The sequence below is a fragment of the Roseovarius sp. MBR-51 genome (genome assembly GCF_053628575.1).
This window is the reverse complement of sequence record NZ_JBRJGQ010000002.1, coordinates 312,558-332,980: the sequence shown is the minus strand read 5'-3', so window position 1 is coordinate 332,980 and position 20,423 is coordinate 312,558. Positions and strand designations below refer to the sequence as shown.

Sequence of the window (20,423 nt, the reverse complement as noted above, 5' to 3'; positions counted from 1 at the left end):
GGTTCTTGGCGGGCGTTGACGTCCGGGTCAAGGGGACAGATCAGCCGCAGGGCATATTCGCTGGGATCAAAATGGAGCGGGCGGCGGGAATCGAACCCGCGTCTCTTGCTTGGAAGGCAAGGGTCTTACCATTACACAACGCCCGCACTTGGGGCGTAATTAGTTGAGCCGCGCGCGAGGGTCAAGACCATCCGGGCATTGGTCTGCACTGCGCGCACGCCCCCGCCCGCTTGATCCCACGCCGCAAAAGCGCCAGAGTGCGCTCAAGGCCGCATCACGTCGGTCCCCATACAGGACCGGCCACATGGGCCGGATTTTCAGAGAGCAGACATATGGCCATTCCCGACACCCTCGCCGCCCGACTGATCGAAACAGTCAAGAGCCACGATCTGGGCGGCAAGTTTCTGATGCTGGGGCGGCAGCGATGGATCGGATCGCGGCGCGGCGCGTCGTCGCGGGTGTTCACTCAGGTGATGGCGGACCATATGCCGGGCGTGAGCGAGACCGATCTCATCCCCGAGGGCGAGACCTATTCGGAAGGCTTCTTTGGAAAACTGGGGTTTGAGTCGGTTGACTCGATGGATTTCTCGGACTTCGAGAAAGCGAGCATCATTCAGGATCTGAGTGCGGACCTGCCAAAGAAACTGGAACGCAAATTCGACGTGATTTATGACGGCGGCACCTGTGAGCATATCTTTGATCTGCCCACCGCCTATCGCAATATCCACAAGATGCTGAAACCCGGTGGCGTGCTGATCGGGCATAGCCCGTGCAACAATTGGGTCAACCATTCCTTTTACCAGATCAACCCCGAGATGGTGTATGGCTTCTGGGAGGCAACGCTGGGCTATGAGGTGCTCCATTGCGCGCTGCAACCGATCAAACCCGCCCATGCCCGCAAGGTGGTGACGACCACTAATCCCAATGTGACCGGCAAGCGTCCGCGCCTGTCGGGATCTCTGGCCGAGGGCGGGATCATCCTCGACTATGCCGTGCGCAAGCCGAAACGCTCGACCAGATCGGCGGATAAGGTCTATCAATCCGATTATGTCAATCGTTGGACCGCGCCGGAGGCGGACGGCGCGGAAGACGCGGCCTGAGGCGTGAAAGCGTTTCAGATAGCGGGGGTCCTGCGCTAGTCTGGTCTTGGCTGACAGACAGAGGACACGCCCGATGCCCGATACAAACGACCCGCTCCCTGACTTGCGTGATCTGCCGTTCGATATCGACCTGCGCCGCATCAATCTTGGTGTGGGTTATGTGGCGCTTGGCCTGCCGGTGTCGCTTGGGCTGGTGTCGATCCTGACCAACACCTGTTTCAACGCCTCGATCAGCCATTATTATTTCAGCCGTATCGGCGGGGATATCCTCGTGGGCGCGCTGAGTTTTATCGGCCTCTTGCTGATGTTCTTTTACAGCTTTCGCGCGCCGGGGCGCGAGGGCTGTCTGGGCTGGCATTGGTATGATGTGGCGCTGCTCAAGCTCGCCGGGGTGGCTGCGGTTATCGTGGCCTTTGTGCCCACAACGGGCTCTGGCTGTGCCTATACCGGCGAGGTGGCGCGCGTGTTCCTGACCAAGGCCAGCGGCTCAGAAGGGTTCCACCCGCCGGGCGGCACGGTCGACGGCACGATCAGCTATGATTTCTGGGCCAGTTTTGCCGCTATCGGCCCGGATGTGCCCACCGCGCTACAGATGATGCATTTCGGCGCGGCGGGGGTGATGTTTCTCGTGTTGGGGTATTTCTCGACTTTCGTCTTTACCCGCGAGAATACGACCACCGCGCGACTTGCTGGCAACCGCAAGGACCTGCGCAATCGGTGGTATCGCATGCTTGGGCGGATCATCTTTGCCGTCGTGGGGGTGTTGGTGGTCAAAGCGGCGCTGCTAGAGGTAATTCTGCCCGTCGGGATCGCCCAAAGCATCCAAGCGCTGTGGGACAGCCTGCGCCTGACCTTTCTGTGTGAAGCGCTCGGGCTCTGTGCCTTTGGCCTCAGTTGGATGATCAAGGGGCGGTTCCTCATTGCCTTTGAGGATGCCGCCGCCCTGCCTCAGGCGCGTGCGGCGTAGAGCGCCACGGCGGCCGCGTTCGACACGTTGAGCGAGCCGAAATCGCTGGCGAACTCGATCCGCACCAGCGCATCGCAGACCTCGCGCGTCCGCTCTCGAAGGCCCGGCCCCTCGGCCCCAAGAACAAGCGCCACAGGTCGGTCACGCTTGCCCTCCATCGCCGCCTCAATGGTCATCTCTGCCTCACCGGCGAGCCCCAGCACCAGATACCCCATCGCCTGCAACTCGATGATGGCGTCCGCCAGATTACGCACCCTGAGGTAGGGTTGCCGCTCCAGCGCGCCGCTGGCGGTCTTGGCGAGCGCCCCGGTCTCGGGGGCGGCGTGGTGGCGGGGGGCGATGACCGCCCGCGCGCCGAACACCTCAGCGGAGCGCAGGATCGCGCCGACGTTATGCGGGTCCGTCACCCGGTCGAGGAGCACCACACGCGGAGCGGTGCGCCCGTCGCCAAGACAGACCTCGGCCATTGGCCCCCAATCAAGCGGCTTAACCTCGAGCGCTGCCCCCTGATGCACGGAGCCGGGATCAAGCGGCGCGTTGAATTTGCGTGGATCGACCTCTTCGGGGGTGATCGCGCTTGCGGCAATCGCCGCCTCCAGCTTGTCCGCGGCATTCTTTGTGACGATCAGGCGCAGCTTTTCACGGGATGGATTCTCCAGCGCGTCGCGCACCGCGTGCAGCCCAAAAAGCCACACGGTCTCAGCGGCCGACGCCCGTTTGGCCTGTTCCTTGTCGATCACCCAACGGGGTTTTTTCATGGCTATAAGGCCCCTCTTTTCCGGCCCGCGACAATGCGACGGGCAGGCATGGCTTGCAAGCGATTTTCCGGTTGACGCAGCATGCAGCCACTAGTAATCAGCCCCCCACGCCAGACGCGCAAGCGCTGGACAGTGGGCGACAGGCCGCAAGGTGTGGCAGGGGACTGTAACTCCCTCGCGGAGACGCACGCCAGGTTCGATTCCTGGGTCGCCCACCACTCTAACCCTCTCAAATTTCGACTGCAGTCTCGGTTTTTTGGCTGCTGGCATTTGCTTTGCGTTGACGCAGGCGGTTCGGTCTCTAGTTTAGATTGAGTGGATGGCGCGATTGGCGCCCTGCATGCTTGATTGACGCAGTTGGGAGAGAGCCTTTCATGTGCCAGATTTGCAGCCATACGGATACCCCGCCCCACGCCGCCCTTGATTGCTGTCTCTGCGGAGCGCCGACGACACAGGCGGCCTTTGCCCGGATTGAGGCGGATCTCAACCGCCGCAAGATGTTGGGCGGGACGGCGGCAATCCTCGGTCTCTACGCGGGCTTTGATCTTGCGCCGCGTAAGGCGCGGGCGCAGACGCCGGGACGCCCACTTCTGCTCAGCAATCTGCGTTATTTCGACGGTCACGGCGCCGCGCTGATCCAAGGGCGCGACATTCTGATCGAGGGCGGGCGGATCACCGCCCTGCCTGCCGCTGGACAGGGGCCAAGCGAGGCGGAGCGCATCGACTGTGGCGGACGGGCGGTCATTCCCGGCCTGATCGACGCGCATTGGCACAGCACGCTGGTCGGTGTGAGCCAGCTTCAGGCGATGACCGCAGACATCGGTTTCGTACATCTGATGGCAGGGCGCGAGGCGGAAGCGACGCTTATGCGCGGATTTACCACGGTGCGCGACACCGGCGGACCGGCCTTTGGCCTGAAACTGGCGATTGACCGGGGCGCGCTTGGCGGTCCCCGCATCCTTGCGTCTGGCGCCATGATCTCGCAGACCTCGGGCCATGGCGATTTTCGCATGATTTCAGAATTGCCGCGCGCCGATGGCGACCTGAGCTATAGCGAGAAGGTTGGTGTGGTGGCCATTGCCGACGGGCGCGCTGAGATTCTGCGCCGCACCCGCGAGCAATTGATGAAGGGCGCGAGCCAGATCAAGATCATGGCCGGAGGTGGTGTCACCTCGCTCTATGATCCGCTCGAGAGCCTGCAATTCACTGACGATGAAATGCGCGCCGCCGTCGAGGCCGCGACGGATTGGGGCACCTATGTTTGCGCCCATGTCTATACGCCCAAGGGCATCCAGCGCGCCCTGCGCGCCGGGGTGAAATCCATCGAGCACGGGCAATTGGCGGATCTCGAAACCGTGCGGATGATGCGCGATGCAGGTGCGTGGTGGTCAATCCAGCCGTTCTTGATGGATGAGGACGCCAATCCCCGCACTGATCCCGTCCAACGCGCCAAGCAGGAAGAGGTGTCCGCGGGCACTGTGCGCGCCTTTGAGATGGGCCGCGCCGAGAAGGTCAACATGGCCTTTGGCACCGACATCCTGATGAACCCTGCAGGCGCCAGCAGTCAGGGGCGGCAACTGGCCAAGCTGAGCCGGTTCATGCCCCCGCTCGAGGCCTTGCGCCTGGCGACGGGGGCGGCGGGCGAACTGCTGGCCCTCTCAGGGGAACGTGCGGGTTATGAGGGGCGGTTGGGCATCATAGCAGAGGGGGCGATGGCCGATCTTCTGGTGGTCGAGGGTGAGCCGGAAACCGGACTCGACTGGTTGGATACGCCCGAGCAAAGCCTCGCGCTGATCGTCAAAGGCGGGTCAATCGTGAAGGACCGGCTCTGATGTCGGCGCGGGTTTTGGCCCTGCTCGCTATCCTGAGCCTTGCTGCGCCGGCGCGCGCGCAGGACTGGAGCGCCCAGATCACGCCCTACGCCTGGGGGACGGGTATTGGTGGCACGATCACGCCACTTGCGGGCGGCCCGTCGCTGCGGTTTGACAAGGGGCTGTCGGATGTTCTCGAAGATCTCGACGCGGCCTTGTTTCTCACGGGGTATGCCCGCTATCAGCAGTTCGTGGTGATGGGGGACATTTCGCACTCGGCCAGTTCGCGGAGCGGGATCGTGCCCCTCCCAGCCCCTGCCCCCGGCCTGCCCGCGCAGGGCCGGATCGAGCAAACCTCACTGACACTCACCGCAGGCTACCGGGCGCTGACGACGCCCGATGCGGCGGTCGATTTCATGGTCGGTTTGCGCCACTGGGAGGTCGAGGGGCGCGCCACGACGCCGGTGCCGGGCCTTGCCGCCGGGATCGACGTGAGCTTTACCGATCCGATCCTGGCCGCGCGCACCAATATCCGCCTCTCGGAACGCTGGTCCTTTATCGGCTATGCCGATGTCGGCGGCTTTGGTGCGGGATCTGACATGACGTCCCAGCTGGTGGGCACGCTCAACTGGCAGGCCAATGACCGGCTCTGGCTCTCGGCGGGTTACCGGCATCTTTATGTGGATTACAGCAAGAATGGCCAAAAATTCGACGCGACATTCTCTGGCCCGCTTGCCGGCTTGACCCTGCGCTTTTGATCCATGCCGGGTGCGGCCATGCGATAACCGCTTTATCTGGACGGTGGAAAACCCCATAGTGGCGGCGGCAGTCAGGCAGGATCACGACAAGAATGGCCCCCAAAAAACAGGCGCCCCAGACATATAATATCCTGATCGTTGGTCAGGCTGGTCGGTTGCAATACGAGGCCATTCTCTTTGCCGCGTCGCTGCGGGCCACCTCGCCCGAGTTTCCGGGGCGTCTTTTTGTGGCGGAGCCGCAGCCCGGACCGCTATGGCGGGATGACCCGCGCATCAAGGACGAGGACAGTCGCGCGCTCTTGAACGAACTCGGCGCAGAATTCCTGCCGTTCGAGAGCCGTCATTTCGGCGCAGCCTATCCCTATGGCAACAAGATCGAGGCCCTCTTTGCCCTGCCCAAAGGGGAGCCCTTTGTGTTTTTCGACACTGATACGCTGATCTGTGGTGATCTTGCGTCCGTGCCGTTCGATTTCAGTCGCCCCACCGCGTCGCTCCGCCGTGAAGGCACATGGCCGCAGATCGAGCTCTATGGGCCAACCCATACCCAGATTTGGAAATCTCTCTACGACAAGTTTGGCATTGAGTTCGAAACCTCGCTCGATCCTGGCCAGCCCGAGGGCTACTGGCAACGCTATCTTTATTTCAACGCCGGCTTCTTTTTCTACCAATGCCCGCATGTCTTTGGTCAGCGGTTTCTCGATTACGCGCTCGGCATCCGCGATGACGCGCCGCGCGAATTGATCTGCCAATCGCTCGATCCTTGGCTCGATCAGGTGGCGCTGCCCCTCGTGATCCATTCGCTTGGCGGCGGACGGGACACGCTGCCGCCCGGTCTTTTGGATGGTGCGGTCAGTTGTCATTACCGGCTCTTGCCGCTGCTCTATGCGCGCGAGGCCGATCATGTGGTCAACGTCCTGCAAGATGTGACCGCCCCGAACAAGATCAAGCGCGTTCTCAAGGCTTACGATCCCGCCAAGCGGATGATCTATCAGGGACGGGGATTGAAGGTGCGGGCGCTCTTTGACCAAGACGACCTGCCACGCCGCGAGCAGGTGATCCGCAACACGATCAAGCGCAACGGATTCTGGATGCGGTGAGGGGCAAGCACCCGACTTGGTCAGGCACTCCCCCTCGGCCCGCGCGCGCGTTAATCTGCCGAATCGGCCGGGGTGGCATTGAGCAGGCCATACCGCTCGGCGCCCAATTGATCGAAGAGGTCGATCTGCGTTTCGAGGTAATCAATATGCCCCTCCTCATCCGCGATCAATTCTTCAAAGAGGTTCTTGGACACGTAATCCGCCACGCTTTCGCAACGGCCGCGCGCCTCGATATAGAGCGTGCGCGCGTCGTGTTCGGCGGCTAGGTCGGCCTCGAGCGTCTCGCGCAAATTCTCGCCGATCCTGAGCGAGTCCAGCTTTTGCAGGTTTGGATGCCCGCCCAGAAAGATGATCCGCGCAATCAGTTTGTCGGCGTGTTGCATCTCTTCGATGCTTTCCTCGCGGGACTTGGCGGCAATGCGGCCATATCCCCAATCCTCCTGCAAGCGGTAGTGCAGCCAGTATTGGCTGACCGCTGTCAACTCACTCCTGAGTGCCTGATTGAGATAGTCGATGACCTTGGCGTCGCCTTTCATATGCGTCTCCCTGTGTGGTCGCGCGGCGAAGTCCGCGCAGGTGCATAGGTATGCTAAGGCTATCCGCTTGACGCATGGTGTCAATAAAGAGTGGCAGACATCCGCCACAGTCAGCCCGCTTGCCCAAGGTGCGGTATACTTTGCCGGGGGTGATCAGCGTGTCCGGATCGGCCGCGCGCATCCAGTCGATGGCCCGGTGAATATCGGTATCGGTGATGGACATACAGTGACAGATCATCATAGCCAGTTCCCCCTGTCTTAATGCCGGGTGGCGCTTGTCGGTTCCGGAATCCGCGCGGATTTCGCACAGAGGTCTGCCCTGTGCAAACACAATCCAAAGCGCGCCGCCGCCTCGGTCAGCGGCAGAATGCCGCGCGCAGTGACAAGCACGCTTGCCATCATCAGGGCATCTTCGCGGTCGCCCAGCGCCGCCTCTTCGACAAACCGGGCAAAGGCGGCCTCGTCCATGCCGACACAGCCGCACTGCGGCGTGTGACAGCGCAATGGGCGGCGTAGAGTTGCCGCCAGCGCCTCGGTCAGATCATGCAGCGCCTCAAACGCCGCGAGCGCCATCGGTTCTGCCATCCGTTCGCACAGCAGGGCATGCGCGCGCAGTGCGCCGCCCGCGTTCCACGCCCGCAGCGAGGCCACCACCAGCCTGCTCAGGAGATGCATCTCAGAGATTTGGGCCACCGGCATCTGGCCGGTCAGATCGCGCGCATGTTTCATTTGGTGAGAATCAGCTTGCCTGCGCGGGTGATGCGCAGCGTGTAAATCTGCCCATCGAGCACGATCAAGGCCGTGTTGGCCCCATTCGTCAGCGCGCGGGCGTCGTGGCAGGCGGCCTCGGCCACCAGATCGGGGTCTGATTTGGTTTGTGCGCGGATCATGCCATGGCCCCCGCTGAGAAAAAATTTACATGTGCCATGCCTTGCAGTCCTCTGTTGCAGGTTACGCCGGGCTCGCACCGCGACGGGCTGGCTTGGCTCGTAATTTCTGACTTAATTAATAAGGTATGTCAATTCTGATTCTTTTGATCAGAAATAACCAGTGAAAATCTGCTGGCCCGATACCCAAGCCCCGCGTTATACGGATCGCAGAGATGTGTGGCGACATGGGGAGCGGACAGGCCGGTGACCCTTTTGAAACTCAAGCAGATGCCGCTCCTCTTGTCGGCGGTCCCCAAGTCGGAGATTCGCACGCAGTTCGCGGCGCTCTGTTTTCGCATGGTCGGGAACAAGCCCGAAATCCTGCTGATCACCAGCCGTGGATCTGGCCGCTGGATATTGCCCAAGGGCTGGCCCGCATCGGGCCGCACCCCGGCCGCCATGGCCCTGCGCGAAGCATGGGAAGAAGCGGGCGTGCAAGGGCGCGCCTACGACACCTGCCTCGGCCTTTATTCCTATGCCAAGGCCATCGGACCTGATCGCGGCCTGCCCTGTGTGGCCCTTGTTTATCCGGTTCGTGTGAAATCGCAGACCGCGCATTTTCCCGAAGCCGGACAGCGCCGCGTGAAATGGTTTCGCCCGAAAAAGGCCGCTGCGCGGGTAAGGGAACCCGAACTGGCAGAGATCATACGAAGTTTCAATCCGCAACGGCTTGGGCTGTAAGATCAAAAGCATAGCTTGAATTTCCCGCGCAGCGGCGTAACTATCGGCGGCACTGCAATGGATCAGGTTATGATTAAATTCACCCTCAAATGCGCCGCAGATCACCAGTTCGACAGTTGGTTTCAATCCGCTGCCGCTTTTGAGAAACTGCATGGCGCAGGCATGATCAATTGTGCAATCTGCGGCATATCCGACGTGCAGAAGGGGTTGATGGCGCCCAGCCTGCACAACACACCGGAGGCAGTGCCCGTTTCTCCCAGCCCTGCCGAACAGGCGCTTGCCCTGCTCAAACATCGAATCGAGACCCAATCTGAATATGTCGGGCTCAACTTTGCCCGCGAGGCGCGTGACATGCACGACGGGCTGACGCCGGAGCGGAGCATCTATGGCGAAGCCAGGCCCGAAGAGACCCGCAAGCTGATCGAGGACGGAGTGCCCGTGGCCCCGCTGCCGTTTATTCCGCGCCGCAAATCCAACTGATCCGAAAGGTCTGACATGCATATCCTCATCACAGGGGCCAATCGCGGTATCGGCCGCGCGCTCGCCGATCAGTACCGCAGCCAAGGGCACAGCGTCACCGCCACCGCACGTAGGCCCTCTGAGGGAGAAATTGCCCTTGACGTGACGGACCCTGCCTCTTGCGCGGCGCTTGGCGACCGCCTCGCCGGTCAGGCGATTGACCTATTGATCTGCAATGCAGGCGTTTATGCGGACAAGGGTCAAACGTTGGAGACTGGCTATCCGGTCGGGATGTGGGCCGAGACCTTTGCCACAAATGTCACCGGCGTGTTTTTGACCGTTCAGGCGCTATTGCCGCATCTGCGCGCGGGCCAATCCGCAAAGATCGCGATCATCTCGAGCCAGATGGCGAGCCACACCCGCGCGCCCGGCGGCAGTTTCATTTACCGCGCGTCGAAAGCGGCGGCTCTGAATCTCGGGCGCAATCTGGCCAGTGAGTTGCGCGGTGACGGGATTGCGGTGGGCATCTATCACCCCGGTTGGGTGCGCACCGACATGGGCGGTGACACTGCGGAGATTTCCGTGGACGAGGCCGCAACGGGTCTGGCGGAGCGTTTTGCCGCGCTGGATATCGCCTCGACGGGCTGCTTTCAGACATGGGACGGGCGCGACCATCCCTATTGAACGCAGAGGGCGGCGGCGGCGCCCGAGCCCTCTACCACACCTCCCCCCTTGCGCAGCGCCTTGCCCGCGCGTAAACCCCGCGCGATAAATCGGCTCAGGACTGCATCCATGCCCGTTCTCGTGATGAAATTCGGCGGCACTTCGGTCGCCAATATCGACCGCATCCGCCGCGCCGCCAAGCGCGTGGGCCTTGAGGTGGCCAAGGGCTATGACGTGATCGTCATCGTGTCGGCCATGTCCGGCAAGACCAATGAAATGGTGGGGTGGGTCGGAGAGATTTCACCGCTGTATGACGCGCGCGAATATGATGCCGTGGTCAGTTCGGGTGAGAATGTCACCGCTGGTCTGATGGCTCTGACGCTTCAGGAGATGGAAATTCCGGCGCGCAGCTGGCAAGGCTGGCAAGTGCCGCTCAAGACCAATTCCGCCCATAGCGCCGCCCGGATCGAAGAAATCCCGACCGACAACATCAATGGCCGGTTCGCCCAAGGCATGCGCGTGGCCGTGGTGGCGGGGTTTCAAGGGATCTCTCCCGAGGGCCGGATCACAACATTGGGGCGCGGCGGCTCTGACACCACCGCCGTGGCCTTTGCCGCCGCCTTTGACGCGGAGCGCTGCGATATCTACACAGATGTGGACGGGGTCTATACCACCGACCCGCGCATCACCTCAAAGGCGCGCAAGCTGGACAAGATCGCGTTCGAGGAAATGCTGGAACTGGCCTCGCTTGGGGCCAAGGTGCTGCAAACCCGTTCCGTGGAACTGGCGATGCGCTATAATGTGAAACTGCGCGTGCTCAGCAGTTTCGAGGAACCATCGGACGCGGCCGGCACGCTTGTATGCGCCGAGGAGGAAATCATGGAATCAAAGGTTGTCAGCGGCATCGCCTATTCCCGCGACGAGGCGAAAATGACCCTTATCTCGGTGGCTGACCGCCCCGGCATCGCCGCCGCCATTTTTGGCCCGCTGTCAGAGGCGGGTGTCAATGTCGACATGATCATCCAGAATATCGCGGAAGAGGGGCGCACCGACATGACCTTTTCCTGCCCGGTCGATCAGGTGATCCGCGCCGAAAAGGCGCTGCGCGATGCCAAAGAGCGCGGCGAGATCAATTATCACGACCTGATCGCTGATACGAATGTGGCCAAGGTCTCGGCTGTGGGCATTGGCATGCGCAGCCAATCGGGCGTTGCCGCCAAGATGTTCAAGACACTGAGCGATGAAGGTGTGAACATCAAAGTCATTGCAACCTCCGAGATCAAGATTTCCGTGCTCATCGACCGAAAATACATGGAACTCGCGGTTCAGGCGCTGCATGATGCCTTCGAGTTAGACAAAGCGGCCTGACCCGGCCCCCACATCACCGGTCCCGGGTCTGGCCAATCCCTGAATCCGCCCCGGGGGACAGCCGCGCATGAGCGACCACTTCAAGACCGACAGCCGCCAGATGTTGGGCCGCTTGCGCGCCATCATGGCCGAGGATGCAGGCGGCCAGACCCGTCTTGACCAGATTACACGCCTGATTGCCGAGGAAATGCGGATCGAAGTCTGTTCGATCTACCTGTTTCGCGACGAGGACACGCTGGAACTTTGTGCCACAGAGGGTCTCAAACCCGAGGCCGTGCACCAGACCCGGATGCGCATGGGTGAAGGTCTGGTGGGCCGTGTGGCGCGCACCGGCGAGGTGATCAACACTGACAATGCCCCCGCAGAGCGCGGCTTTCGCTATATGCCGGAAACGGGGGAAGAGGCTTATTCGTCGTTTCTTGGTGTCCCGATTCAGCGGCTTGGTGAAAAACTGGGCGTTCTCGTCGTGCAATCCAAACAGGCGCGACTGTTCTCGGATGAGGAAATCTATGCGGTCGAGGTGGTCGCCATGGTGTTGGCCGAAATGGCCGAGCTTGGCGCCTTCGTGGGGGAAGGGGCGGCCATGTCGGCCCGGCATCAGCAGGCCGTCCTCTTTCGCGGCACCAGCGCGCAAGAGGGCACCGCGCAGGGCCGTGTCTGGCTGCACGAACCGCGCGTGGTTGTCACCAACCCCATTGCCGATGATCCGGTCCGCGAGCTGACCCGTCTCAACGAGGCGGTCGAAACGTTGCGCGTGGGCGTTGATCGTATGCTGACGTCTGCCAAGGGTGGCGACAAGGACCAGATGGAGGTGCTCGAGGCCTATCGCATGTTCGCCAACTCCAAGGGCTGGATGCGCCGGATGGAGGCCAATATCGACAGCGGCCTCTCGGCAGAGGCCGCTGTGGAAAAGGAACAATCCGCAGCCCGCGCACGCATGACGCAGGTCACGGATGCCTATCTGCGCGAGCGTTTGCACGATCTTGATGATCTCTCGAACCGCCTGCTGCGCATCCTGACCGGGCAGGGCAAAGAGACCGGCGCCGATATGCCCGCCGATCCGATCCTCATCGCGCGCAACATCGGCCCGGCGGAACTGCTGGATTATGGCCGCAGCCTCAAGGGGATCGTGCTGGAAGAAGGCTCGGTCGGCTCTCATGCCGCGATTGTCGCGCGGGCGCTGGCGATTCCGTTGGTGATCCATGCCAATCGCATCACCACCGAGGCGCTCAATGGCGATCTGATTCTTGTCGATGGCGATCAAGGCATCGTGCATCTGCGCCCCGACGATACAGTCGTTTCCGCCTTTCGCGACAAGATGGCGATGCAGGCCGAGGCGCAGCAACGCTATGCCTCGATCCGCGACAAGCCCGCCGAGACGCTCTGTGGCCAGCATATCAAACTCAAGATGAATGCGGGCCTTATGGCGGATCTGCCGAGCCTTGCCGGATCCGGGGCCGAGGGGGTGGGCCTGTTTCGCACCGAGTTGCAGTTTCTCATCCGCAACCACATGCCCAAACGGGCCGAATTGTCAGAGCTTTATGCGCGGGTGATGGACGCCGCGGGCCAACAGCGCGTGGTGTTCCGCACGCTGGATATCGGCTCGGACAAGGTGCTGCCCTATATGAAACCCAATGACGAACCCAACCCGGCGATGGGCTGGCGCGCGATCCGGGTTGGGTTGGACAAGCCGGGGGTGATGCGGATGCAGCTTCAGGCGCTCATTCGCGCGGCCAAGGGCCGCCCGCTGACCATCATGTTCCCCTTTGTCGCACAGCGCGACGAGTTCACCGCCGCCCGCGCCGAGATGGAAAAGGCGCTGGAGCGCGAGCGCATTCTGGGCCATCCGATTCCCGAACAGATCGAAGTGGGGGCGATGCTGGAAACCCCATCGCTCGCCTTTGCGCCGGATGCGTTTTATTCCGAGGTGGATTTCATCTCGGTGGGGGGCAATGATCTCAAGCAGTTCTTCTTTGCCGCCGACCGCGAGAACGAGCGCGTGCGCCGCCGGTACGACACGCTCAACATCAGCTTTCTGAATTTCCTTGAGGGTATTGTCTATCGCTGCGCCACCCTTGGCACGCCGCTCAGTTTCTGTGGCGAGGATGCGGGCCGCCCCGTTGAGGCTGCGTGTCTTGCCGCCATCGGCTTTCGCACGCTCTCGATGCGCCCCGCCTCTATCGGCCCGGTCAAAAGCCTGTTGCGGCGGATCGACCTTGGGGGATTGCGTGATGTGATCCATATCGAGCGTGCGAATGGCGCGCAAAGCGTGCGCCCGGCTGTGATGGATTATCTACGCGAGCAGATGTAGGGCGAAGGGAACTTAGTGCCCGCCACCCCCGGCAAGACCCACGCCCGACACCAGCGATCCCCAGACCTTGATGCGCAACCCGACCGCCTTGATCACGCCCGTCGCCGCAATCACATGGCCAAAAAAGCCCGGAAGATTGCTGGTATAGGTCTGGATCAGGCATCCGCTGCCATCCAGCATGATCTTTTCGTGCTCGGGATACTCAAGCTCGAGATAAACCAGAATCGACCCGCGCCGCAGCATTTCGGCAGGGTCCAACAAGCGCCCACCCGGCACGATCTGCCCCGTGGAAATCGCAGGCTGGACAGAGACCACCCGCGCCGGCAGGACCGCGTTGCGGAACGACAGGCTGACGTTGCTGTCGCAGGCAATTTCAGCGGGCATTCCCTCATAAATGGTCCCGCGAGCGACCTGAGAAAACCCCGCGATCGTCCGCACCGGCCATCCCTCGGGCCGGTCCGGAATGATCACCATGGCCGGGCTGAGGATCAGGGTCGAGGCCGGACTGCCCAAGCTCATCGCAAGCTGCGTTACCACGCCCCCAGAATAGCTGCGCACCTCGGTCTGAGCGACCGCGACTTTTGCACTCTCCAGCACAGCTTCAGCCGCCCGACGTTGCGCCGGCAGGCTTTCGGAAATATCCGTTTGGGCGAGGCCCACTTGTGCCTCTGCGGATTCCAATGCGGCCTGCGCCATTGCGACCGAGGCCTCAAGCTCGCGAACCGCATCTCGTGTCCCGACATTTCTGGACACCAAAGTCTGCGCATTCTCCAGATCGACCCTCAGCTTTTCCAGCGATGCCGTCGCCTCGACCACACTGTACTGCGCCACCTTCAGGGTCTCACCAGCCTTGGTTTCTGCCGCGCTGATCTTGGCAAACTCGGCCTCTGCCTGTGCCAGAGCAGCCTGTTGGGACCGGCTGTCAACACGGAACAGGAGATCACCGGCTTCGACCCGTTGACCATTGCGGACTGGAAGGTCGGTGACCGGTCCACTGGCCTGCGCCACGACGGAAATGGTGCGAAAGGGGACGATGCCCGAATAGGATTTGGGGTGAAAGTAAAAGATGACGAGGAACAGCAGGAACGCCAGCACCGCCCAGATCAGCACCGCCGTGCGCATGTTCCAGACGGTCAGCGCCTCTCCCCGGCGCTTGAGCTGAAAGTAGCGGATGATGACCGGAAAGGACGTCAGCAAAAGCTCAAACATGGCCGCCCTCGCCCGTCTTCTCGCCCGTCTTAGGGGCTTGATCATGCGCCGCGTCCGGGGCCGCGCCGCGCAGGTTGAACCGCGACCAATCCGCCATGAGCGCAATCAGGATCGCACTGACCGGCAAGAGGATGTGGAAATGCCCAAGCGGAAAGATTTCATAAAGCAGGGCAATGGTCAGCATCGTGGGGATTGTTTTCGCAAGCGGCGTGCCATGCGATTCGCGCTCGGCCCAGCGGTCAAAGGCCGCGTAAAGCGTGACGAGCGCGTAAAGCGCTCCGATGATCAAGGCCAAAGACAGCCAAGCGAGGAAATCCGCATCACCGGGAGATGCGAACCATGACGGCAGAGCGTGTCCATGATCTGATTCTGCTGCCATATCGACCACCTGACTTAAATTCATTGTCCCGACGGTATGATCTCGGCAAAGAATATCAAGAAAATTCGCAGCCCGTGGCAGTATAGCGGTCGTTTTTGGCGGTCGCGGCCCCGGGTCGGGTGCTGTTTGGTCCTATCCAGCCGAGAGGCGCGTGTCGTGTCCTTGGGCACCGCAAGCCACGCGTTTCCGGACCGTTTCCGGGCCGTTCTGGGTAAATTCTGTAACGCCTAAGAAATTGATTTTGATAAACTTATACGCGCCAAATCCATCAATCTGTTCCCGATATTCGCTACCGTTTTCGGAGCCGTGCCTTGGCGGCTTTCGCGCGGAATTCCGCAACCACATCTTGTCTCTCGCGACCCGCATCAATCGCCAACCGCCGTAGCCCGAAATGCACCTGCGCCATATCCTGATAGTAGCGGGTATAGGCATAGTTGGTGGCCGCCCCCGCCGCAGCGCCCAGGATCGGAACCGTTTGCGCCGCCAGTTTTTGCCCAAGCACCGCCGCCAGACGCGGGGCCACCCGCGCGATCAGCGCGTTGAGTGCGGGGCCTGTGACCGTCATCCGCGTCCCGATAAAGCCCGCATTGGCCCCATCATCACGTTCAAGCGGACCGGCCGCGCCGAACACCTCGATGGAATCGAACCGAATACTGGGTTCGGACGGATCAAACCCATGCTCTAACGCAACATCTTGAATCGCCCGGAGCAGCACCGTCACCGTCATCGGCAACTCTGCCAAGGCCGTTGGCAAACCGCCCATGCCGCCCACAGCCCCCATCGAGGCGGTCAGCGCGCGTGTCCTCCATCCGGGTTGTTCGCCCACGACGCTGCGCGAGCGATGCGCCATCTCGGCAGCACGGCGGAGCGCCTCTTCGGTGGTCTCGTTGAGCCGCATCCGCAGCGCCGGTGGCAGGCGGTCCAGCAGCCCCTCGGCACGGCCACCCACGAGGTTGAGCAAGTCAATCACGCCATTGCCCGCCTGCGCGTTGCGCGCCACCAACGCTTTCATGCGCGTTTCGATCTCGGTCTCGCCGATTGGTCGGCCCAATAGCTCCATCTGCGTGCTCCGCAAGGGTTTTACCCGGTTGAACTGGCCACGGCGGCGTTAAAATTCAAGCATCGCGCGCCACTTTGCCCGCCACAGTGTCCCATGCACCCGGGCGCAGTTCCAGCCCCAGAACGCGCTCTGGGTTGGTGGGGGGCGGCATTTCCACCGAGGTCAGCTTGGCAAATCCAAAGCGGCTGTAATAGGGCGCATCGCCCACCAGAATGACCCGCTCCCAGCCCAGCGCCTCTGCCCGCTCCAAGCTGTCGCGGATGAGCAGCCCGCCCAGCCCCTCGCCTTGATGCGTGGGATGGACAGCGACGGGGCCCAGCAAGAGCGCGCGCGCCGCCCCGATCCGCTCAGGCCCTATACGGACTGGCCAAAAGCGGATCGCTCCGGCCAGAATTCCCATGCCATCGCGCACAACAAGGCACAGATCGCGCACTGGCGGCACATCGTCACGCAGCCGGTAGGACGACAGCGCCTCGCGCCCCGGTGCAAAGCACAGGTCATAGAGAGCCTCAACCTCCCAATAATCAACGGCTTTCTCCGTCTCGAGGGTGAACATGCCGCGCGTTGCCCTTGCCAAATATCGACTGGCCATGCGCGTAGCACGACGTTACGACGGGCACAAACCCGATGACCAAGGAGAGGCGGATGTTTTACAGACCCGAGGATGGCCACGGCCTGCCGCACAACCCGTTCAACGCCATTGTGACGCCGCGCCCGATTGGCTGGATCTCGAGCCGTGGGGCGGACGGGCAGGACAATCTGGCCCCCTATTCGTTCTTCAACGCGGTGGCCTATGTGCCGCCACAGGTGATGTTCGCCTCGACCAGCACCAAGCCGGATCGCGGCGATACCAAGGACAGTGTGGCCAATATCCGTGAGACCGGCGTGTTTTGCGTGAATATCGTGAGCGAGGCGTTGCGGGACGCGATGAATCGCACCTCTGGCGCATGGGGGCGTGAGGTAGATGAATTCACCGATGCGCGGTTGGAAAAGGCGGACTGCGAAATCATCGCCTGCTCACGCGTGGCGGCCTCACCCGCCAGTCTGGAATGCAAGCTGACGCAGATCGTGCAACTGCCGGGTGAGGCGAATTTCGTGGTGTTCGGCGAGGTGACGGGCATTCACATGCGCGATGACTGCATGGTCGAGGGCCGGTTCGACGTGACCCGGTTCAACCCGCTGACCCGGCTTGGGTATCAGGATTATTCCGTGATCCGCGAGACCTTCAGCTTGAAGCGACCGGGGGAATGAGGGCACTGCAGTGAGCCGCGCGGTGCCCGACCGCCGGGTGGGCGCAGCCACAGAAGTGATAGACAGTTTATGCCTGCCAAGTCTTTCGCGCTCTCAATGAGATGAAACGTTGCAAAGGCGCCCGCCCGTCACGCCAGAGGCGTGCCAATTTGAAGTGGCGCACCTACGGTGCGACGGGGCGGTCGGGCGCCGCGCGGCGGCGTGCAAGCACGCCTTGATTCCGCGCTTTGGTGCATGGTGCCGATGTCGGCTCAAGGTCAATCCCCAACTCACCCCGCCGAAATCGCCGTGCCCAGCTTGGCCGCACGCCGTCCCATACTCTCGCGGCCCAGCGTGCGACAGAGGATCAGCACCGGGATCAGGCCAAAGCCCACCAGCACCAGCGAGGGCACCGCCGCCTCTGAGAGCCGCTCATCAGCGGCGAGGCGATGCGCCTGCACCGCCAGCGTCTGAAAGTCAAAGGGATGCAGGATCAGCGTGGCCGGGAGTTCCTTCATCACATCGACGAAAACGATCAAGAGCGCGGTCACCACCGAGGTGCGCGCCACCGGCAAATGCACACGGGTCAGGAGCTTGGGTCCGGGCTGTCCCAAGGAGCGACCGATCGCGTCCAGATGCCCCGGCACCGTCGCCATGCCACTGTCATAGGCATTGAGCGCAGCCGCCATGAACCGCACGATATAGGCGAGGATCATCAACCAGATTGATCCCGTGATCAAAAGCCCGGTGCGGATGCCGAATGTCTCTTGCATGAAGGCGTCGATGGCATTGTCCAGCCCCGCCATTGGCACCATCAGCCCCACCGCAATCACCCCACCCGGCACCGCATAGCCAAGCCCGGCCCCCAACACCAGCCAGCGAGAGCTGCGCCCCGGACGGGTGCGCGCGCGAAATCCCACAAGGATTGCCCCCGCGACGGTCAGCACGGCGGCCACACTCGCAAGGAGGATTGAGTTGGACATGAACCCAAGATACCGCGCTGAGAGAATATTCTGCCCCGAGCCGATCGCCATCACCCCCAGCATGATCACCGGCAGCACAAAACCCAGGAGCACCGGAAGGAAACAGAGCAAGAATGCCCCCCAGCCCGCCGCTCCCTTTAGAACAGGCCGCTCCATCGTCTCGAAGCGCGCGCCGCGTCCGGCGGTGCGCGACCGTCCCCGGCTGCTGCGCTCCAGCCCCGCCAGCAACAGCGCAAAGGTCAGCAGGCAGAGCGCCAGTTGCGCGGCTGCGGCCCGGTCGCCCAAGCTGAACCACGCCTGATAGATGCCGGTGGCAAAGGTCTGAACGTTAAAGAACGCCACGGTGCCGAAATCCGCGATCGTCTCCATGATGGCAAGGAGCGCACCGCCCGCAATCGCCGGACGCGCCATCGGCAGGGCCACGCGCCAGAACGCCTGCATCGGCGAGCGTCCCAGCGTGCGCGCCACCAGAAACGCATTGCCCGATTGCTGCCGGAACGAGGCGCGCGCCAGCAGGTAGACGTAAGGGTAAAGCACGATGGTCAGCATCACCGCCGCACCGCCCAAGCTGCGGACCTCGGGAAACCAATAGTCACGCGGCCCCCATCCGGTCACGGCACGCAGCGCCGTTTGCACCGGGCCGGGGTGATCCAGCATATGAGTATAGGCATAGGCCATCACATAGGCCGGAAAGGCCAGCGGCAGGGCCAGTGCAACCTCCAGCAGCCGGGCACCGGGAAAGCGATAGACGGTCACGAGCCAAGCCGTGACCGACCCGATCACCGCCGTGCTCAGCCCGACAATCACGACCAGTGTCAGGGTCGTGGCTGTATAGCGGGGCAGGACGGTGGACAGCACGTCGCGCCAGGTCTGCAAATCGCCCGTCACCGCCGCGAGCGCCGCCGCGAGGATAGGGGCCACGCAGAGCACGACCACGACCCATGCAAGGCGGTGCAAAAGTTTTTCGCTCATGGGCCTGACGCTCCGGGATAATCCGACGATTTTAATCAGTATTCCGGGGCAACAGGCGGGTCAAGGCGATGACGCCAGAACAGGCAGCGTCATGCGCCCGTCACGCCCGCCTCTGCAAAGGTGGCCATTCCGGAATGGCAGGCCAAGGCCGCCTGAACCACGCTCACCGCCAGCACGCCGCCCGATCCCTCGCCCAGACGCAGGCCAAGCGACAGGACCGGCACCTTGTCCAAGACCTGCAAGAGCCGCGCATGTCCTGGCTCTGCGCTGACATGCCCAGCGACGGCATGATCGAGCGCACCGGGGCATTCTGCCTCAAGGCAGGCTGCAGCGGCAGTGCAGATGAAACCGTCGAGAACCACCGGAATGCGCAGGCTCCGCGCCCGCGCCATCGCCCCGGCCATCGCCACCAACTCGCGCCCGCCTAGGCGGCGCAATACCTCTAGCCCCCCTGCCCCGCTGGCCGCGTTGACCCTGACCGCGCGAGCTACGATCTTTGCCTTGTGCGCAAGGGCAGAGTCCGCCAGCCCCGTGCCACGCCCCGTCCAGCCAACCGCGTCACCGCCGTGGAGCGCCAAGGCAATTGCCGCAGCGCTGGTGGTGTTGCCGATGCCCATTTCCCCCACGACCAAGAGATCACTGGCCGGATCCACCGCATCCCAGCCGGTGCTAAGCGCGATCAGCATCTCGTCTTCGGACATGGCCGGGCCAAGGCTGATGTCACCCGTGGGCCGGTCGAGATCGAGCGCGTGCACGTCCATTCGCGCCCCCACGAGCGCCGCCAATTGGTTGACTGCTGCACCGCCTGCGCGGAAATTCGCGACCATTTGCGCCGTGACTTCGGGCGGAAAGGCGGAAATGCCCTGCGCCACCACCCCGTGATTGCCGGCAAAGACGATCACCTGTGGGGCCGTCACCCGCGCCCGTGCCTCGCCGCGCCAGCCGCAATACCAGAGCGCCAGATCCTCGAGCCGACCGAGCGCGCCGGGGGGCTTGGTCAACTGTGCGTCGCGCCTCTGTGCGGCTTGGGTGGCAGCCGTGTCGGGGCCGGGCATTTCGCCAAGGAGTGCCGCAAAATCGGACAGCGAAGAGAAGGCACCCGCCATGCAAAGCCTCATTGATTGTGATCTGTCCTTTCTGTATCGCAGGCAG

General features: G+C 62.6%; 22 protein-coding genes and 2 tRNA genes. 12 read left to right on the top strand and 12 right to left on the bottom strand.

The genetic code is table 11. The annotated features are described in order from the left end of the window. Positions 1 to 72: 72 nt before the first annotated feature. Positions 73 to 146: transfer RNA gene (locus ACSSVY_RS04135), tRNA-Gly, on the bottom strand. A 186-nt stretch (positions 147 to 332) separates the two neighbouring features. Here ACSSVY_RS04135 and ACSSVY_RS04130 point away from each other — a divergent pair. After that, the gene (locus ACSSVY_RS04130) at positions 333 to 1,100 is read left to right on the top strand and encodes a methyltransferase (RefSeq protein ID WP_454268157.1); all 768 of its coding nucleotides are present in this window, start codon (positions 333 to 335) and stop codon (positions 1,098 to 1,100) included. 73 nt (positions 1,101 to 1,173) lie between these two features. Further along, positions 1,174 to 2,067: a hypothetical protein gene (locus ACSSVY_RS04125; RefSeq protein ID WP_454268156.1), complete on the top strand. Its 894-nt coding sequence runs from the start codon at positions 1,174 to 1,176 to the stop codon at positions 2,065 to 2,067. On the opposite strand, the gene rlmB is transcribed toward ACSSVY_RS04125, so the two are convergent. Next, positions 2,049 to 2,825 carry a 23S rRNA (guanosine(2251)-2'-O)-methyltransferase RlmB gene (rlmB, locus tag ACSSVY_RS04120; RefSeq protein WP_454268155.1) on the bottom strand — a complete coding sequence of 259 codons (777 nt, stop codon included), beginning with the start codon at positions 2,823 to 2,825 and terminating at the stop codon, positions 2,049 to 2,051. The two genes, ACSSVY_RS04125 and rlmB, sit on opposite strands and share 19 nt — an antisense overlap. 134 nt (positions 2,826 to 2,959) lie before the next feature. Here rlmB and ACSSVY_RS04115 point away from each other — a divergent pair. The 4 genes from ACSSVY_RS04115 to ACSSVY_RS04100 all read left to right on the top strand — a co-directional run bounded on the left by ACSSVY_RS04115 (position 2,960) and on the right by ACSSVY_RS04100 (position 6,491). Then, positions 2,960 to 3,043, top strand: a tRNA-Tyr gene (locus tag ACSSVY_RS04115). Between the two features lie 156 nt (positions 3,044 to 3,199). Further along, positions 3,200 to 4,657 (top strand): amidohydrolase family protein, encoded by a 1,458-nt coding sequence (locus tag ACSSVY_RS04110; RefSeq protein WP_454268154.1) that lies wholly within the window; start codon positions 3,200 to 3,202, stop codon positions 4,655 to 4,657. Then, a complete protein-coding gene (locus tag ACSSVY_RS04105; RefSeq protein ID WP_454268153.1) occupies positions 4,657 to 5,394 on the top strand; it encodes a hypothetical protein in 738 nt (245 codons plus the stop codon). Before ACSSVY_RS04110 ends, ACSSVY_RS04105 begins: the two co-directional genes overlap by 1 nt. Positions 5,395 to 5,486: 92 nt before the next feature. Continuing rightward, complete coding sequence (locus tag ACSSVY_RS04100) at positions 5,487 to 6,491, top strand: hypothetical protein (RefSeq protein ID WP_454268152.1); 1,005 nt, start codon at positions 5,487 to 5,489, stop codon at positions 6,489 to 6,491. A 50-nt stretch (positions 6,492 to 6,541) separates the two neighbouring features. Here ACSSVY_RS04100 and bfr read toward each other — a convergent pair whose 3' ends face one another. From bfr to hemP, 4 genes are read right to left on the bottom strand one after another with little or no spacing between them, the layout of a single operon-like run. Continuing rightward, positions 6,542 to 7,027 (bottom strand): bacterioferritin, encoded by a 486-nt coding sequence (gene bfr / locus ACSSVY_RS04095; RefSeq protein WP_454268151.1) that lies wholly within the window; start codon positions 7,025 to 7,027, stop codon positions 6,542 to 6,544. Next, entirely contained in the window at positions 6,975 to 7,268 is a 294-nt protein-coding gene (locus tag ACSSVY_RS04090; RefSeq protein ID WP_083781571.1) for a (2Fe-2S)-binding protein, read from the bottom strand. The genes bfr and ACSSVY_RS04090 overlap by 53 nt, the downstream gene beginning before the upstream one ends. A gap of 17 nt (positions 7,269 to 7,285) precedes the next feature. Next, positions 7,286 to 7,756, bottom strand: a complete 471-nt coding sequence (locus ACSSVY_RS04085) for a hypothetical protein (RefSeq protein ID WP_454268150.1) — start codon at positions 7,754 to 7,756, stop codon at positions 7,286 to 7,288. Next, positions 7,753 to 7,917, bottom strand: coding sequence for a hemin uptake protein HemP (hemP, locus tag ACSSVY_RS04080; RefSeq protein WP_454268149.1), 165 nt, complete (start codon positions 7,915 to 7,917; stop codon positions 7,753 to 7,755). Before hemP ends, ACSSVY_RS04085 begins: the two co-directional genes overlap by 4 nt. 243 nt (positions 7,918 to 8,160) lie before the next feature. Here hemP and ACSSVY_RS04075 point away from each other — a divergent pair, with 243 nt between their 5' ends. From ACSSVY_RS04075 to ptsP, 5 genes are all read left to right on the top strand, one after another. After that, on the top strand, positions 8,161 to 8,637 hold the full coding sequence (locus ACSSVY_RS04075; protein ID WP_454268148.1) for an NUDIX hydrolase: 477 nt from the start codon (positions 8,161 to 8,163) through the stop codon (positions 8,635 to 8,637). A 69-nt stretch (positions 8,638 to 8,706) separates the two neighbouring features. Further along, a complete protein-coding gene (locus tag ACSSVY_RS04070) occupies positions 8,707 to 9,117 on the top strand; it encodes a DUF1178 family protein (RefSeq protein WP_454268147.1) in 411 nt (136 codons plus the stop codon). A gap of 15 nt (positions 9,118 to 9,132) precedes the next feature. Further along, on the top strand, positions 9,133 to 9,780 hold the full coding sequence (locus ACSSVY_RS04065; RefSeq protein WP_454268146.1) for an SDR family oxidoreductase: 648 nt from the start codon (positions 9,133 to 9,135) through the stop codon (positions 9,778 to 9,780). Positions 9,781 to 9,888: 108 nt separating this feature from the next. Then, entirely contained in the window at positions 9,889 to 11,127 is a 1,239-nt protein-coding gene (locus ACSSVY_RS04060) for an aspartate kinase (RefSeq protein WP_009819543.1), read from the top strand. A 67-nt stretch (positions 11,128 to 11,194) separates the two neighbouring features. After that, entirely contained in the window at positions 11,195 to 13,438 is a 2,244-nt protein-coding gene (gene ptsP, locus ACSSVY_RS04055) for a phosphoenolpyruvate--protein phosphotransferase (RefSeq protein WP_454268145.1), read from the top strand. A gap of 12 nt (positions 13,439 to 13,450) precedes the next feature. On the opposite strand, the gene ACSSVY_RS04050 is transcribed toward ptsP, so the two are convergent. From ACSSVY_RS04050 to ACSSVY_RS04035, 4 genes are all read right to left on the bottom strand, one after another. Continuing rightward, the gene (locus ACSSVY_RS04050; RefSeq protein ID WP_454268144.1) at positions 13,451 to 14,647 is read right to left on the bottom strand and encodes an HlyD family secretion protein; all 1,197 of its coding nucleotides are present in this window, start codon (positions 14,645 to 14,647) and stop codon (positions 13,451 to 13,453) included. Continuing rightward, positions 14,640 to 15,026 (bottom strand): hypothetical protein, encoded by a 387-nt coding sequence (locus ACSSVY_RS04045; protein WP_454268143.1) that lies wholly within the window; start codon positions 15,024 to 15,026, stop codon positions 14,640 to 14,642. The genes ACSSVY_RS04050 and ACSSVY_RS04045 overlap by 8 nt, the downstream gene beginning before the upstream one ends. Positions 15,027 to 15,315: 289 nt before the next feature. Beyond that, the gene (locus ACSSVY_RS04040) at positions 15,316 to 16,086 is read right to left on the bottom strand and encodes an EcsC family protein (RefSeq protein WP_454268142.1); all 771 of its coding nucleotides are present in this window, start codon (positions 16,084 to 16,086) and stop codon (positions 15,316 to 15,318) included. A 55-nt stretch (positions 16,087 to 16,141) separates the two neighbouring features. After that, positions 16,142 to 16,642 (bottom strand): GNAT family N-acetyltransferase, encoded by a 501-nt coding sequence (locus ACSSVY_RS04035; RefSeq protein WP_454268141.1) that lies wholly within the window; start codon positions 16,640 to 16,642, stop codon positions 16,142 to 16,144. A gap of 89 nt (positions 16,643 to 16,731) precedes the next feature. On the opposite strand from ACSSVY_RS04035, the gene ACSSVY_RS04030 reads away from it, so the two are divergent. Then, entirely contained in the window at positions 16,732 to 17,337 is a 606-nt protein-coding gene (locus ACSSVY_RS04030; protein WP_454268140.1) for a flavin reductase family protein, read from the top strand. 269 nt (positions 17,338 to 17,606) lie between these two features. On the opposite strand, the gene ACSSVY_RS04025 is transcribed toward ACSSVY_RS04030, so the two are convergent. Both ACSSVY_RS04025 and cobT read right to left on the bottom strand, forming a co-directional pair. Continuing rightward, positions 17,607 to 19,271, bottom strand: a complete 1,665-nt coding sequence (locus ACSSVY_RS04025) for an ABC transporter permease (RefSeq protein WP_454268139.1) — start codon at positions 19,269 to 19,271, stop codon at positions 17,607 to 17,609. 89 nt (positions 19,272 to 19,360) lie between these two features. Further along, entirely contained in the window at positions 19,361 to 20,377 is a 1,017-nt protein-coding gene (gene cobT / locus ACSSVY_RS04020) for a nicotinate-nucleotide--dimethylbenzimidazole phosphoribosyltransferase (protein ID WP_454268138.1), read from the bottom strand. Between the last annotated feature and the right edge of the window lie 46 nt (positions 20,378 to 20,423).

What these genes read in the sequence shown, in the direction of transcription:
- ACSSVY_RS04025 (WP_454268139.1), bottom strand. Translation starts at nt 19,271, where the DNA reads ATGAGCGAAAAACTTTTGCACCGCCTTGCATGGGTCGTGGTCGTGCTC.
- ACSSVY_RS04085 (WP_454268150.1), bottom strand. Translation starts at nt 7,756, where the DNA reads ATGAAACATGCGCGCGATCTGACCGGCCAGATGCCGGTGGCCCAAATC.
- ACSSVY_RS04030 (WP_454268140.1), top strand. Translation starts at nt 16,732, where the DNA reads ATGTTTTACAGACCCGAGGATGGCCACGGCCTGCCGCACAACCCGTTC.
- ACSSVY_RS04040 (WP_454268142.1), bottom strand. Translation starts at nt 16,086, where the DNA reads ATGGAGCTATTGGGCCGACCAATCGGCGAGACCGAGATCGAAACGCGC.
- ACSSVY_RS04100 (WP_454268152.1), top strand. Translation starts at nt 5,487, where the DNA reads ATGGCCCCCAAAAAACAGGCGCCCCAGACATATAATATCCTGATCGTT.
- cobT (WP_454268138.1), bottom strand. Translation starts at nt 20,377, where the DNA reads ATGGCGGGTGCCTTCTCTTCGCTGTCCGATTTTGCGGCACTCCTTGGC.
- rlmB (WP_454268155.1), bottom strand. Translation starts at nt 2,825, where the DNA reads ATGAAAAAACCCCGTTGGGTGATCGACAAGGAACAGGCCAAACGGGCG.
- ACSSVY_RS04090 (WP_083781571.1), bottom strand. Translation starts at nt 7,268, where the DNA reads ATGATGATCTGTCACTGTATGTCCATCACCGATACCGATATTCACCGG.
- ACSSVY_RS04105 (WP_454268153.1), top strand. Translation starts at nt 4,657, where the DNA reads ATGTCGGCGCGGGTTTTGGCCCTGCTCGCTATCCTGAGCCTTGCTGCG.
- bfr (WP_454268151.1), bottom strand. Translation starts at nt 7,027, where the DNA reads ATGAAAGGCGACGCCAAGGTCATCGACTATCTCAATCAGGCACTCAGG.
- ACSSVY_RS04045 (WP_454268143.1), bottom strand. Translation starts at nt 15,026, where the DNA reads ATGGCAGCAGAATCAGATCATGGACACGCTCTGCCGTCATGGTTCGCA.
- ACSSVY_RS04065 (WP_454268146.1), top strand. Translation starts at nt 9,133, where the DNA reads ATGCATATCCTCATCACAGGGGCCAATCGCGGTATCGGCCGCGCGCTC.
- ACSSVY_RS04050 (WP_454268144.1), bottom strand. Translation starts at nt 14,647, where the DNA reads ATGTTTGAGCTTTTGCTGACGTCCTTTCCGGTCATCATCCGCTACTTT.
- ACSSVY_RS04110 (WP_454268154.1), top strand. Translation starts at nt 3,200, where the DNA reads ATGTGCCAGATTTGCAGCCATACGGATACCCCGCCCCACGCCGCCCTT.
- ptsP (WP_454268145.1), top strand. Translation starts at nt 11,195, where the DNA reads ATGAGCGACCACTTCAAGACCGACAGCCGCCAGATGTTGGGCCGCTTG.
- ACSSVY_RS04130 (WP_454268157.1), top strand. Translation starts at nt 333, where the DNA reads ATGGCCATTCCCGACACCCTCGCCGCCCGACTGATCGAAACAGTCAAG.
- ACSSVY_RS04125 (WP_454268156.1), top strand. Translation starts at nt 1,174, where the DNA reads ATGCCCGATACAAACGACCCGCTCCCTGACTTGCGTGATCTGCCGTTC.
- ACSSVY_RS04070 (WP_454268147.1), top strand. Translation starts at nt 8,707, where the DNA reads ATGATTAAATTCACCCTCAAATGCGCCGCAGATCACCAGTTCGACAGT.
- ACSSVY_RS04060 (WP_009819543.1), top strand. Translation starts at nt 9,889, where the DNA reads ATGCCCGTTCTCGTGATGAAATTCGGCGGCACTTCGGTCGCCAATATC.
- hemP (WP_454268149.1), bottom strand. Translation starts at nt 7,917, where the DNA reads ATGATCCGCGCACAAACCAAATCAGACCCCGATCTGGTGGCCGAGGCC.
- ACSSVY_RS04035 (WP_454268141.1), bottom strand. Translation starts at nt 16,642, where the DNA reads ATGTTCACCCTCGAGACGGAGAAAGCCGTTGATTATTGGGAGGTTGAG.